Below are 14,346 nucleotides of genomic sequence, written 5' to 3'. Positions count from 1 at the left end.
AAATGCGAGTAAACGCGACTCGGTTGTGCAGTTACCGCATTCTTCGAATACTTGTCGGAAATCGCAGCATCGGCATTAGAGGCAGGCATAATGTCCGAAAAACGTCGAAGACCATGCCTGCCGACAACAATGAAATGCGCCCGAAAGGGCGCATCCACTTTTCACGAAGGCAGTGACGGATGGCTTGATCATCCAAGCGAGGCTAGCAGGTCCTCGATCCCTATGCTGGCAAACCCCACCGCGCTGTCCGCGATGCCATAGGGAATGAAGAGACGCCCGGCATGGGCCATCGCCCCGCAGGTATAGACCACATTGGGCACATAACCTTCACGCTCGGCGTCGGACGGCGATAGCAGAGGCACGCGCGAGCGGCCAAGCACGCGGGCCGGGTCGTCCTTGTCGAGCAGCATGGCGCCGATCGCATACTTCCGCATGGGGCCAACGCCGTGCGTCAGCACGAGCCACCCCTCGTCGATTTCGATGGGCGATCCGCAGTTGCCGATCTGGAGAAGCTCCCAGGGGTGCAGCGGCCCGGCGATGCGCTCGCCTTCGCCCCATTCGAAAAGGTTGTCCGATCGGATGAGGAACAGGTTCTCGTTGTCTTGCCGCCCCAGCATCGTGTAGCTGTCGCCGATCTTGCGGGGGAACAGGGCCATGCCCTTGTTTCGGGCTGCCGGCCCAGACAGGGGCCTCAGCTCGAAGCGCCGGAAGTCGCGGGTAATCAAGAACTCCGAAGCGATCGCCTGACCGCTGAAGGCGGTGTAGGTGCCATACCAGAGAGAGCCCTCGTCGGGGTCGGTGAAGTGGACGAGACGCAGATCCTCGAGACCGTTTCGTTGAGCCGAGGTAACCGGCAGCAGCACGGTTTCGTCGAGCGGTCCCTCGCCCTCGCGGACGGCCCACACCCGTCCGTCCTCGCCGATCTCCGGCCTGGACGCGACGGCGAAGGGGCTGTCCTCGGTGAGTTGCAGATCGCCTTGATCGGAAAGGACCCCCTCGCGGAAGGTGATGGAGGAGATGTGCCCTTCCCCGACCGCCCTGAGCGATAGCAGGAAGCGCACCTCGCCCGGCGCCATGCCCGACTGGTCGGGATGCGGCACGACGCTGGGGTTCATCAGGGCCGCTGCCTCGAAGGAATACTCATGGCAGAAGTAAGCGCCGATCAGCAGTCGCTCGGCGTCGCGCAACGGTTCGACGAGGCCCAGGTGCGCGGCGATGGTTTCATAGCGTTCCTCGAAGAAATGGCGAACTTCGCGGTGCCGGGTCTCGAAGTCGGCCATAACCAGCGAAAGCTCGGCCTGGACGGTTCGATTGTCCATGGCCTGAACCGTATCGACAATCCGCCTCGCGCGCGCTTGCGAGGTGGGGTTTAGTCCTCTCGGCTCTCCCGCGAGCTGGAAGTTGCGGACAACCACTCGGCTGGCGTCGGGATAAAGGCGCTGGGGCAACAGACGCAGGGTCATCGGCCAATCCTCGCCACCACGCGTTCCGAGCGACCGTTGGCGAGTCGTTGGAGCTGCCGTATCGAGCGCACCGAGAACTGGAAGGCGAGGATCGATTCCGCTCCTTGATTGAGGTTGACGCGATCGACCTGCAATCCATCGTAGCAGCCGCCATTCGGGGTCGCGAGCCTGAGGCCCAGATCGTTGCGGCCATTGAACCAGTCGAAGGCCGCTTCGGCGTAGCGTTGCCAGCGGCTGTCGCCGGTGGCATCGAATGCCGCGGCCGACGCTTCGATCATCGCCCAGGCATCGACCGGCTGCTGGTCGAAGGGCAGGGGACGGCTGTAGAGCTTGCCGAAGCTTTCGGTCCCCACGGGCCGGAAGTGGCCGTCCGTATCGGTCTGGAGCTCGGCCAGCCAGTCGAGGGCCGCGATGCCATCTCTCACCATGTCGTCCTTGCCCAGCCACTGGCCGGCACGGATCAGCGCCTCCGGCAGACGGGCGTTGTCATAGGCCAGCACCGGCTCGAACCACAGCCAGTCGGGCCGCCGCTGTTCCCGCAGCAGGGCGTGCAGCCGGGCGGCAAAGGTATCGAGCAACAGGCGTGACGGGCGATGGCCCGGATAGACCGAGAGCCAACTGATCAGGCCCAGCATGGTGAAAGCAGCGGCCCGTGGGCTGGAGAGATGCGCGCTGGCCGGAATGATGCGGTCGGCGAGGCCGGTGGCCCAAAGCTTCAACCCGTGATCGTCGGTGCTCGCCACCACCCGGCCCAGCGACCAGACGGCCCGACCGTGGCTGTCCTCAGAACCGGTGTCTTCCAGCCAGTTCCGCTCGTAGCCCATGAAGTTACGGAAGGCGGCGCGGCCTTCATCCCATGCATAGTCGACAAAAGCAGCGCAGATGTCGGCAATGCGGGTGGCGCGTTCGGTCTCAATGCCTTCCGCCTTCAGCTCCACCGCCAGCATCATGGCGCGGGCGTTGTCGTCGAGGCAGTAGCCGTGGCGCCGATCGGGGATGGTCGACCGGCTATGCTGCAGCATGCCGCAGCCGTCCGTCATGCGGTCGACGGCGGCGAGCGTGGAGACGAGCGGAGCCCGTCGGCCGATCCTGAGGTTGCTGACCGGGGCCGGCATCCGCGCGCCGGAGCGGGCCTCCGCCAGCAGGTCGAGATAGGCGCGGCCGACGACCGGCCAGATCATCTGGCGACCGGCATCATAGGCAAAGGCGCGCAGACGATCGCGACGGCCGTTGTCGGTGAGCAGGTCGCCGATGGTCGAGGCGAGGGCCTTCGGGTCGCCGAAGGGGACCAGCGCGCCAACATCGTTGGCCAGCAGCTCGCGAGCGTGCCAGTAGGGCGTGGAGACGACCGCCTTGCCAAGGCCCACGGCGTAGGACAGGGTGCCGGAGGTGATCTGCGCCTCGTGCAGATAAGGCGTGACGTAGATGTCGGCCGCCGAAAGCCAGTCCTTCAGCACGGGCGCATCGACATACTCGTTGACGAACATCAGGTGGTCGGACATGCCGAGCGCATCGGCCTGGGCCTGCAGTTTTTCGCGGTAGGCTTCGCCTTCGCGGGCCACCAGATGCGGATGCGTCGCGCCGAGCACGACGTAGGTAAGGTCGGGGTGCGCCCGCACCAGTTCGGGCAGGGCATCGATCATGTTCTCGATGCCCTTGTTGGGCGACAGGAGACCGAAGGTCAAAGCCACCTTGCGTCCGTCCAGACCGAAGCTGTGCTTCTGGAACGCCGGATCGAGGAAGGGAACATCTGGAATGCCGTGCGGGATGACGGCGATCTTCTCGCTCGGGAAGTTCCAGTTGCGCGTCAGGATGGTGCGGCCCATTTCCGTCATGACCACCAGCCGGGCCGAGTGCTCGGCCAGTTGCTCCATCACCCGCCGCTGATCCGGGGTCGGGTCGGCCAGAACGGTGTGCAGCGTCGTCACGATGGGCGCGCGCAGGCGTTCGGTCAGCTTGAGCAGGTACTCGCCCGCCTGACCGCCGAAGATGCCGAACTCGTGCTGGATCGATACGGCGTCGGGATTGAGGGCGTTGATGTGGTCGGCCGCCGCCGCATAGTCGTCGGCCTCAAGCTGGCTGATCTCGTAGCCAACGGCGGGCGGATAGGCATGCTTCTGCCCATCGTCGGTGACGGCTACGGTCGTGATCTTGAGGTCGCCGTCTGTTGTCGCCAGCGCTTCGCGCAGGTCGGCGGTAAAGGTGGCGATGCCACACTTGCGAGGCGGAAAATTCCCGATGAGGGCTACATGGCTTACGGGTGGGGTAAGGTTGTCGCTGGTCATTGGCGGATCTCCCGAAATTGGCGGTCTCATCCACGGCAGGCGCGGATCGCTATTGGAAAGCATTGAAGGAAACGGAGCTAAGGCAAGGCCCCGCTCTCTTGCGTCTCGATCAGCATCGGCTCGGTATTCCAAACGGATGATGGTTGTTGACGGTCTAAAAGTATTTGTAATCAACAGGAAACGCGTAATAGGTCCCTTCGAGATGGGTAATGGCGGCACACGTTTCAAGTGATCGGAGGCCGGGAGCCGCGCATCGATTGCATTGATGTCCGGTTGGCTCCCCGCACTCCATGCTCATACTCCAAACGTCGATCGACCTCGTTCGGTTCCCGGCATGGGTACATTTTCAATGCCTTGGGCAGGCTGGCGGGCGGCTTGCAAAAACTAACGATTGGGAAACCGACGGCGTCTAGAGTGACGTAAATGAAATGTACGTACCTTTTATAATGGTTATCGATATAAATATTCCCTAATGTGTACGGCTTAGGCTTTCTAGGGAAATGGCCGCCGGACGCGAACGGGAGTGATGGGACGATAACGGCTCGGCTTGGCGCATGTCTGGCCGTCCGAATTGGGAGGAAGAACAATGAAGCGTGGAGAAGCGCTCGCCAGGCAGTCCATCAGTCGAAAAATCGCAGCAAGCCTCGTCTTGCTTGCCTTGATGGCGGCCGTGGTCGGCGGAGCTGGTGCATTCGGACTCAGCCGTCTGGGCGTCGCCCTGGACCTGACTTCGCGGTCGTCGGTCGCGGTCGCCGAGGTCGGTGGAGCGGTCGACGCCGTCAATCGCTTCATCGTGACCCGAAGTCCCGACGCTGCGGAAAGCGCTGGCGGTCTGCTTGACCGGGTAACCGCCGACATTGCCGCTCTTGGTGAAGCGGATGACCCGGCGCTGAAGTCGGCAGGCGAGGCCATCGGAGCCTTCAGGCAATCGATCGACGCGCTCGTCAAGGCTTCGGCTGACACTGCCACTGCCTGGGGGAACGCCGACAAGTCCGTTTCCGCCCTTCGCTGGGTCGCGCACAAGCTCCAGGCGGATGCGAAAATGAAGTCGCAGGAAATGGAACAACTCGCGGCGGCCGAGCAGGCGAAAGTGCGCGAAGCTTCCGAGTTCCTGGCGTTGGCCTATCAGGGGCAGGTGTTGGCCGTCAGGGCCCGGACATCGCTGGTCCGATACGTGTCGAGCCGCAACAATGCGGACATTGCCGCCGCGAAGGAGGCGGTCGATCAGGCGAAAGCCGCCATCGGCCGCATTTATGATTTTGCCAGTTCGGACGCCATCGGCGACCCGATGCGCCTGGCATCGAAGTCGATCAACGAGCTTGCCAAGATCATGGGTTCGATGGTGAGGGCGACCGATGCCACCGAAGTCGAGGGGCTGAGACTCCAGGCCGATTCCGGCATCGACACCTTTGTCGGGGGAACCGAAGCCGTCGTCGCGGCCGCCCGGGATCTTGGCAAGGCGGCGGAGGCTGCGGCCCAGCGGGCTGGCGAGGATCGGGCCAAAGCGAACACGACCTTCGACCAGGGAATCACCCTCAGCTATACCGCCGATAGCCTCACCATCCAGACGGCGGCTTACAAACTCGAACCGACCGCCGAAAACGAGGCCAGCGTCCAGTCCATGCTGGCCACCGCGGTCGAGACCGGCAAGGCCGTTGCCACCAGCGGACTGGCCGATCCCTCGGCCGATATCCAGAGTTTCGGCGCCGCCTTTGCCGATCTGGTCGTCGGCACCAAGGCTTTTGCCGCGGCGCGCGACGCATCGGCCCAGCATGCCGCCGCCGCGGTGTCGGCCATCCGCTCGGTCAGCGACCAGCATGCCGTCGCCGCTGCCAACAGCCGTACGTCCTCCTATGTCCTCATGGCGGTGATAACAGCGGCCACCCTGCTGCTGGCGCTTGCGGTAAGCATCGGAATGTCCAAGCTCGTGTCGAGGCCGATCGTCTCATTGACCCGCGCCATGGCGCGTCTCGCAAAGGGCGACACCGACGTCGATCTCGGCAACAACAGCCGGCGCGACGAAATCGGCGACATGCTGAGGGCCGTGCAGGTGTTCAGGGACAATGCCATCGAACGCCATCGCCTCGCCTCGGAAGCGGAATCCGAACAGTTGAAGAGAACGGCTCGGCAGGAGGCGATCGAAAGCCTTATCCAGGGCTTCCGCCAGGAGATTGCCACCATGCTCAGCTCCGTCTCGGGCAATGCCGACCAGATGGAGGAAACCGCGCATGCGCTCGCCTCGATTGCCGAGCAGGCAAGTTCCCGAGCCACCAGCGCCGCCGAGGCGTCGGGTGAGGCGTCGGTCAGCGTTCAGACGGTGGCGGCGGCGGCCGAGGAGCTTTCCGCTTCCATTGCCGAGATTGCTCGCCAGACGGAGAACGCCACCCTGGTCGCGCGTCGGGCATCGGAAGAGGCACGTCGTACCGACGCGACCATCGGCAGTCTGGCCGAGGCGGCCGAGCGGATCGGCAATGTGGTGACGCTGATCAAGGCCATCGCCGAGCAGACCAATCTTCTCGCTCTCAACGCCACCATCGAGGCGGCGCGCGCCGGCGAAGCGGGCAAGGGATTTGCCGTCGTCGCCTCGGAGGTCAAGAACCTTGCCGGTCAGACCGCCAGCGCCACCGAGGAGATCGCCACCCAGATTGCGGCCATCCAGGTTTCCACCGCCGAGGCGGTGACCGCCATCCGTTCGATTTCCGACATCATGGTCGACGTCGATCGTACCACCATGATCATTTCGAGCGCCGTCACCGAGCAGGGTACGGCGACGTCCGAGATTTCCAGCAATGCCCAGAGGGCGGCGGCCGGGACCCGGGCGGTCACGGAGGAAACGCAAGCTCTGACCCGGGTGGTGGGGGAAACGTCGCAGTCCGCGTCGGCGGTTTCGGCCGCATCCAACGACATGAACGAGCAGGCAGGCCGATTGAGGGACGCGGTCGAGGGCTTCATAGACCGCGTCATGGCGGCATAGGCGGATGGGGAACCGACGGGTGGGTGGCGAGTGAAAGCCACCGCGCCGGTCGATCGACCAACAAAGCCGCCCGAGAAACAGAAAGCCGTCCTGATCGGGCGGCTTTCACGTTTCAACGGTCGTCCGTCGGACTTGGACAAGGCTATGCCGGGGCACGAAAATGGCCGGCCCTTGGGGGAGGGCCGGCCTGCGCCGGAGGAGTGGCGCCTTTAGGGGGGAGGCGGTGGAGGAAGCCGCCGCCCCTCGTTGGTCAACTACGGGTCAGCGTGCCGTCCCAGGTGCTGACGGCCTTCTTGGCGTCTTCTTCGGAGAACCAGACGGATGTGACCGACTTGGTCTCGGTAAAGAAGGCGACGCCATCCTTGCCCAGCGTATGCAGGTCGCCGAAGAACGACTGCTTGTGGCCCGAGAAGGGGAAGATGGAGAAGGGAACGGGAATGCCGACATTGATGCCGACCATGCCGCCGTCCGTCCGCTTGGCGAACTCGCGGGCGTGGCGGCCCGACGTCGTGTAGATGCAGGAGCCGTTGGCGAAGCGGTTGGCGTTCATGATCGCCAGGCCCTCTTCGAAATCCTTGACGCGCTTGATCGACGTCACCGGTCCGAAGATCTCCTCGTCGCCGGCGTAGTTGCCGGGGCCGACGTGATCGAGAATGGTCGGGCCGACGAAATAGCCGCCCTCATAGCCGGGCACCTTGACGCCGCGACCGTCCAGCACCAGCGTCGCGCCTTCGTCGACGCCGCGCTGGATGGCCTTCTCGATCGACTCCTTCTGGCCCTGGGAAATGACCGGGCCGAGCTGCGATCCGGCGACATAGGCCGGGCCGAGCTTCAGTTCCTGGGCGAGCTTCTTGAACATGGCCACGAACTCGTCGGCGATGCTCTCCTGCACGCAAACGACGGGCAGCGCCATGCAGCGCTGGCCGGCGCAGCCATAGGTCGAGTTGATAATGCCGCGCACCGTGCGCTCCAGCACGCAGTCCTCGAGGACGAGGGCGTGGTTCTTGGCCTCGGTCAGGGCCTGGACGCGCTTGCCGTTGGCGGCGGCGGTCTTGTAGATGTGCAGGCCCACGGACGTCGAACCAACGAAGGCGACGCCCTTGATGGCCGGGTTCACGAGGAGGCTGTCGGCCTCGACGCGCGAACAGGTGACGAGGTTGACGACGCCCTTGGGCAAGCCGGCCTCGATCAGCAACTCCAGCATGCGGCTCGCCGTCTGCGGCACCATCGACGCGGCCTTGAGAACCACGGTGTTGCCGGTGGTGATGGCGAACGGGATCATCCAGCCCATGGGGATCATGGCGGGGAAGTTGTAGGGCGCAATGGCGGCGAAGACGCCGAGCGGCTCGCGGAACGAGACCGTGTCATAGCCGGTCGAGACGTTCATGCAGGTGTCGCCCTGCATCAGGTAATGGGTCGAGCAGGCGCATTCGACCACTTCGATCGCCTTGAGAACGTCGCCCTTGGCTTCCGACAGAACCTTGCCATTCTCCGTGGCGAGCAGTTCAGTCAGCTCGTCGAGATGGGCATCCAGCAACTGCTTGAAGCGGAACATCAACTGGATGCGCGTCGGGATCGGCGTATCGCGCCACGCCGGGAAGGCGCGCGCAGCGGCCTCGACGGCCGAGTCGACCTCTTCCTGCGTGCAGCAGGGTGCCTCGGCGATCTGCTTGCCGGTCGAAGGGTCCATCACCGGCATGTACTTGGTGGTCTTCGACACCCGCCACTCGTTGTCGACGAGGTACCTGAGACGCTCGACCTTGCCGAACTGGTGCTTCAGGATTTCCATGTTCATGATCTTCTCCGTAGGACTTGTCTCGGGATATCGGTCGCCTTCAAGCCGATGCTCGGGCGACGGGAACTCTTGCCGGTTTGGTCAGCGCGAAGCCGTCGGGGCGCCCAGCCCGGTGAACAGCCACTCGTGCGCCGGTTCGTTGTGGAATTTCCAGACCCGTTTCGGGCCGGCCATGACGTTGAGGTAGTAGTTGTCGTAGCCGTGGATGGTCGCCACCGGGTGGTAGCCTTTCGGCACCATGACGACGTCGCCGTCCTCGAGCAGCACGACCTCGTCGAGGCTGCGGTCGTCGGTGTAGACGCGCTGGAAGCCATAACCCTGCGGCGGGTTGAAGCGGTGGTAGTAGGTCTCCTCAAGATGGCTTTCCGCCGGAATGTCATCCTGGTCGTGCTTGTGGGGCGGGTAGCTGGAGGTGTTGCCGCCGGGCGTGATCACCTCGACCACCAGCAGCGCATGGGCCGAACCGTCGTTCTCCGGCATGATGTTGGTGACGAGCCGGGTGTTGGAGCCCTTGCCGCGCGTGATCTGCTCATGCGTGCCCGGCGGGATCAGCTTTGCCGGAAAGCCGGGGGCGCCGGGAGCCGAGCAGACCGCGACCTCGGCCTCCGTGGTGGCCGTTAGCTCGTAACGCCCGCCGGGTGGTACGTAGGCCGCCCAGGGCGCGCCATCGAACGGGCTCATCCGCTCGCCGATCTCGCCGAGGTCCTTGCCGTCGATGGCAAGGCGAACCTTGCCCGACACCAGCACCAGACAGACCTCGCGCTTGCCGGTATCCGCCACAAGGCCGCTGCCGGCCGCCAGACGATTGAGGGCAAACCCGACATAGGACCAGCCGGCGCTTTGCGGCGTCACTTCGCTGACCAGGCCATGGCCGGCTTTCGGCCGGACACGGAGATGAGAGTTGGGCATGGTATTCTCCTTCGCGTCGGCGGCCTCAGTCGAAGATGCGCTGGAGGCGCTTGGCGGCCTCGTAGGCCTCGCGCGCCCCGGCGACCTGCTTGCGCGGCGACGTCTCCGGCACCGCCACGTCCCACCAGTGTCCGCCGGCATCGGTGGTGACCAGCGGGTCCGTGTCGATGACGATCACCGTGGAGCGGTCTGCGGTCTTGGCCTTCGCCAGTTCCGTTTCAAGCTCGGAAATCGACGACACCTTGACGGCGATGGCTCCCATGCTTTCGGCATGGGCGCGGAAGTCGATATTCGGCTGGGCCTGCATGGCGCAGTCCTGCCAGAGGTTGTTGAAGTTGGCGCCGCCGGTGGCCATCTGCAGCCGATTGATGCAGCCGAAACCGTGATTGTCGAGCAGCACAACCGTCAGCCTCTGGCCGAGGCTGACCGATGTGGCGAGCTCGGAGTTCATCATCATGTAGGAGCCGTCGCCGACCATGACGACCACTTCCTTGTCGGGGTTGGCCATCTTGACGCCGATGCCGCCGGCAATCTCGTAGCCCATGCAGGAGAAGCCGTACTCCAGGTGATAGCTGCCCGGCACGGAAGGCACCCACAGCTTGTCAAGTTCGCCGGGCAGTCCGCCGGCGGCGCAGACGACCACCGTCTGAGGCCCGCCGAGCGTCCGCGCGACTGCGCCGATCACCTGCGCATCGGACGGCTTCTCGACGTTGGTCGGAGCCAGCGCCTTGTCGGCCTCTTGGAGCCACTTCGCCTTTTCGGCGGTGGCGCGTTCGGCAACGCGCGACGCCTTCCATCCGCCGAGGCCTTGCGACAACAGGCCAAGTCCCACCTTTGCGTCGGCAACCAGTGGCGCCGCATTGTGCTTGGTGGTGTCGTAGCTGGCGACGTTGAGGGCGACGATCTTGAGATCGCCGCTCTTGAACAGCGCCCACGAGCCGGTGGTGAAGTCCTGGAAGCGGGTGCCGATGGCCAGCACCAGATCGGCATCGGCGGCGAGCGCATTGGCCGCCGAGGTACCGGTGACACCGACGGCGCCAAGGGACAGCGGGTGCGTTTCGTCGATGGAGGACTTTCCGGCCTGCGTCACGGCGACGGGGATGTGGTGCTTTTCGGCGAAGGCGGCCAGCTCGGCCGAGGCCTCGGAGTAGAGCACGCCGCCACCGGCGATGATCATCGGATTCTTCGCCGACTTGAGGAGGGCGATGGCCGCGGCGAGTTCGGTCTCGTCGGGGCGGACGCGCCGCGGCGTCCATACCTTTTCCTCGAACAGGCTTTCGGGCCAGTCATAGGCTTCGGCCTGCACGTCCTGGCACATGGAGAGCGTCACCGGGCCGCACTCGGCCGGGTCGGTCAGCACGTGCATGGTCCGCTGCAAGGCGAGGATCAGCTGTTCCGGCCGCTGAATGCGATCGAAATAGCGGGAGACCGGACGGAAGCAGTCGTTGGCCGACACGGTGCCGTCCTGGAAGTCTTCCACCTGCTGCAACACCGGGTCAGGCCGGCGATTGGCGAAGATGTCGCCAGGCAGCAGCAGCAACGGCAGGCGATTGACGTGGGCGACGGCAGCGGCCGTCACCATGTTAAGCGCGCCGGGGCCGATCGAGGTGGTGCAGGCCATGAAGCGGCGGCGGAAGGACGCCTTGGCAAAGGCGATCGCCGACAGGGCCATCGCCTGCTCGTTATGGGCGCGCAGCGTCGGAAACCGGTCGCGAACCTGGTAGAGCGCCTCGCCCAGCCCGGCCACGTTGCCATGACCGAAGATGGCCCAGCAGCCGGCGAAGATCGGCAGCTTTTCTCCGTCGATGATGGTCTTCTGGTTGACGAGGAAACGTACCGTCGCCTGCGCCACCGTCAGTCGCACTGTCTTGCCTGCCATGTTCTTCCTCCCGAAGCGGGCGCCGTCGTCGTTGCGGCCGGCCCCTTCTCGTTTCTCTGTCAATCCGATGTCGATCAAGCCACCCGTGAGGCGTCCAGCGACAGCCAGACATCCACCAGGGCGCCGAACTTCCGCGCCATGTCGGCGATGGCTGCCTCGTCGTCGATCTCGCCGTTGAGCCAGCGCTTGGCGGCGTCGGCGAAGATGGTGCGGCCGACGGCGAACCCCTTGACGCAAGGCGCCGCCTTGGCAGCCGCGAATCCCTGCTTCAGCGCTTCGATCGGTGCCTCCAGTCCCAGGAGTACCACGCCGCGGCAATAGGGGTCGTTGCGCCTGATCACGCCATCGATCGCCCGCCACGCGGTCTCGGACGCCTGCGGTTCAAGCTTCCACCAGTCCGGCTTGAGACCGGCGGCATAGAGTTCGGTCAAGGCCCTGGCCACCGTGTCGTTTTCGATTGGCCCGACCTTGGAAGCGATGATCTCGACCAGAATTTCGCGACCGACCTTGCGCGCGGCCTCATAGGCGGTCAGGAGCTTGGCGGTCTGCTCGGCCTTGAGGTCGGCCGGATCGTCGGGATGATAGAAGCACAGCACCTTGATGCAGTGCTCAAGCGGCCACTCGACCAATCGGCCGCCGAGGTCTTGGCTGAACTCGAACTTGAGCGGTCGCGAGCCGGGCAGCTCGATCGGCTTGGCGACCCACAGCCCCTTGCCGGCCCCAGCGGCGAACAGCGCCTTGTGGCCGTACTTGTCGTCGAGAAGCATGCCGAAGCCGGGGCGACCGGCTGCCACACGCCGCGCCGCTTTTACGGCCAGCACCTTGAAATCGGGGATGCGCTTCAGCATCTCCGCGTCCTGCGCCAGATCCTCCATCTGGCTGCGGTGGTCGATGGCGAGGGCCATCAGCGTCGGATAGCTGCCACGACGGGTCGTCGCCCAGTGGATGTGGTTGAGGGACGGATCCTTGCGAAGTGCCCGCTCGCTGCTGCCGTGGGCAAGGAAGTGGCTGAGCTCCTCCCAGGTCGGATACTCCGGCGAGCAAAGAAGGCGCGACACCGCGAAGGCGCCGCAGGCGTTGGCCCAGGTGGCGCAAGTGGCGAGCGGTTCGCCCTTCAGCCATCCCCTCAGGAAGCCCGACATGAAGGCGTCACCGGCCCCGAGCACGTTGAACACCTCGATCGGGAAGCCCTTGCCGACGATGCCGTCCTCAAGATCGTCGGAAATCGGCCCGTCGTAGACGATGCAGCCCATGGCGCCGCGCTTCAGAACGATGGTCGCGCCGGCATTCATCGACCGGATCAACTTCAGCGACGCCAGGACGCTGTCGGCGCCTGTGGCGATCATGATCTCTTCTTCGGTACCGACGATCAGGTCGCAGTCGGCAAGCACGGTGCGCAGAAGCCCGGAGACGCGATCCGACTTGACGTAGCGTTCGAAGCCGGCGTCGTGGCCGGCGAGGCCCCAGAGGTTTGGCCGGTAGTCGATGTCGATCACCACCTTGGCGCCGTGCTTCTTGGCAAGCGCGATCGCCTTGCGCTGCGCCGCCTCGGAATGCGGGCGTGAGAAGTGCGTTCCGGTGACGACGATCGACCGGCTGCGGGCAATCAGCGCCTCGTCGACGTCATCCTCCGATAGCGCCATGTCGGCGCAGTCGGAGCGGTAGAAGATCATCGGCGACACGCCCTCGTCTTCCACGGCCAGCAGCACCAAGGCGGTCAGACGGTCCTTGTCGACGACGATGCCCGAGGTGTCCACGGTCTCGCGTGCGAGTTGCTCCAGGATGAAGCGCCCCATCTGCTCGTTGCCGACCCGCGTCACCAGCGCCGACCTGAGGCCGAGACGGGCGGTTCCGACGGAAATGTTGGCCGGGCATCCGCCGACCGATTTCGCGAAACTGCCGATGTCCTCAAGGCGGGTGCCGATCTGCTGACCGTAGAGGTCGACCGAGGCCCGGCCAATCGCAATGAGGTCGAGTGTCTTGGCCGCGCTGGGGGTGTCTGTCATTTTTTCCTCGCAGGGCTTTCGTCGTTACGCCATGTCGCGCTTTTGCAATAAGAATATACGTTCCGATCAAAAACGTCGATGAAATTATTGTTCTACTACCAACGTAGTATCCCGGAGCAGTGCGCGTTTTCGGCGCTCCGCCCAAGCGGGGTCGTCAATCCCACTGTTTTTTCTCGGCAACCGCCACACACAGCGCCAGGGCGAGCACCATCGATGCCGACAGCGGGCGGAAGCCTCCATAGTCCGCTTCGACAACTTCGAACCAAACGTTCGAAATTGCGGCGATAGGGGAGAATGGTGAGTCCGTCACTGAGACCAGCGGGACCCCCCGCTCCCGGAGGGCCCTGGCCTGTGCGACGGTTTCGGAGGCATAGGGCGAGAAACTGACGACGAGAGCGGCGTCATTGGGGCCGGCGAACTGCAGCAGGTCGCTGTCGACTCCCATCGGCGAACTCGCAAGTTCGCAGCGCAGTCCGAGCTTGCCGAAGGAATAGGCCATGTAGCTGACGATCGGAAACGAGCGGCGTCGTGCCAGGAGATAGATGGTCTCGCCGTCGGCAAGGACGGATGCCGCCGCCGAGAACACCTCGTGGCTGACGGATTGGAGCGCGCTTTCCATCGACCGGCGCCCGGCCGCGAAGAATCCCTCCAGCGTCTTGCCTGCGTCGTCGGTCGGGTCGACGCCGCGGCTCAGCGATTGAAGGCGCTCCTCGTACTCCGAATTGCGCTCGCGCATCCGGTCGCGAAAGAGGCGCTGCATCTCCACGAAGCCGTCGAAGCCGAAATGCTGGGCGAAGCGGATGATGGCCGACGGCGGTACGCCGGCATGTTTCGCGATCGAGGAAACCGTTCCGAAGGCGACTTCGTCGGGGCGGTCGAGGGCGAAAGCGGCGATCTGGAGGAGGCGTTTGGGCAGGGTTTTCTGCCGACGAACGATTTCCTCCTTCAGCGGCTGATAGCCGGTGAGCGCCGCCCGCGCGGGTTGGAGGTCGCCCGACTGGTTCGTTGGACTGGGCATACGGGGTCCCTTTGTGG

The 14,346-nt window shown here is 64.6% G+C and carries 8 protein-coding genes; 1 reads left to right on the top strand and 7 read right to left on the bottom strand.

Features of this window, described 5'->3' with window-relative positions; translation table 11 throughout:
- Window positions 1-188: 188 nt before the first annotated feature.
- Together QQZ18_RS10590 and QQZ18_RS10585 are read right to left on the bottom strand one after the other, a co-directional pair.
- A complete protein-coding gene (locus QQZ18_RS10590; RefSeq protein ID WP_284540845.1) occupies window positions 189-1,463 on the bottom strand; it encodes a glycoside hydrolase family 130 protein in 1,275 nt (424 codons plus the stop codon).
- Entirely contained in the window at window positions 1,460-3,748 is a 2,289-nt protein-coding gene (locus QQZ18_RS10585; RefSeq protein ID WP_284540844.1) for a glycosyltransferase family 4 protein, read from the bottom strand. Before QQZ18_RS10585 ends, QQZ18_RS10590 begins: the two co-directional genes overlap by 4 nt.
- A gap of 586 nt (window positions 3,749-4,334) precedes the next feature.
- On the opposite strand from QQZ18_RS10585, the gene QQZ18_RS10580 reads away from it, so the two are divergent.
- Window positions 4,335-6,722 (top strand): methyl-accepting chemotaxis protein, encoded by a 2,388-nt coding sequence (locus tag QQZ18_RS10580; protein ID WP_284540843.1) that lies wholly within the window; start codon window positions 4,335-4,337, stop codon window positions 6,720-6,722.
- Between the two features lie 250 nt (window positions 6,723-6,972).
- On the opposite strand, the gene QQZ18_RS10575 is transcribed toward QQZ18_RS10580, so the two are convergent.
- The 5 genes from QQZ18_RS10575 to QQZ18_RS10555 form a co-directional block, all read right to left on the bottom strand.
- On the bottom strand, window positions 6,973-8,517 hold the full coding sequence (locus QQZ18_RS10575) for a CoA-acylating methylmalonate-semialdehyde dehydrogenase (protein WP_284540842.1): 1,545 nt from the start codon (window positions 8,515-8,517) through the stop codon (window positions 6,973-6,975).
- Window positions 8,518-8,598: 81 nt separating this feature from the next.
- Window positions 8,599-9,426, bottom strand: coding sequence for a 5-deoxy-glucuronate isomerase (gene iolB, locus QQZ18_RS10570; RefSeq protein ID WP_284540841.1), 828 nt, complete (start codon window positions 9,424-9,426; stop codon window positions 8,599-8,601).
- A 25-nt stretch (window positions 9,427-9,451) separates the two neighbouring features.
- Window positions 9,452-11,305 carry a 3D-(3,5/4)-trihydroxycyclohexane-1,2-dione acylhydrolase (decyclizing) gene (iolD, locus tag QQZ18_RS10565; RefSeq protein WP_284540840.1) on the bottom strand — a complete coding sequence of 618 codons (1,854 nt, stop codon included), beginning with the start codon at window positions 11,303-11,305 and terminating at the stop codon, window positions 9,452-9,454.
- A gap of 74 nt (window positions 11,306-11,379) precedes the next feature.
- Window positions 11,380-13,311 carry a bifunctional 5-dehydro-2-deoxygluconokinase/5-dehydro-2-deoxyphosphogluconate aldolase gene (locus QQZ18_RS10560; protein WP_284540839.1) on the bottom strand — a complete coding sequence of 644 codons (1,932 nt, stop codon included), beginning with the start codon at window positions 13,309-13,311 and terminating at the stop codon, window positions 11,380-11,382.
- Between the two features lie 154 nt (window positions 13,312-13,465).
- Entirely contained in the window at window positions 13,466-14,329 is an 864-nt protein-coding gene (locus QQZ18_RS10555) for a MurR/RpiR family transcriptional regulator (RefSeq protein ID WP_284540838.1), read from the bottom strand.
- Window positions 14,330-14,346: the final 17 nt, after the last annotated feature.

Origin of the sequence: Pleomorphomonas sp. T1.2MG-36 (assembly GCF_950100655.1) — a bacterium.
GTDB lineage: Bacteria > Pseudomonadota > Alphaproteobacteria > Rhizobiales > Pleomorphomonadaceae > Pleomorphomonas.
The sequence above is the reverse complement of the archived record's forward strand: the minus strand, read 5'-3'. Positions and strand labels throughout refer to the sequence as shown.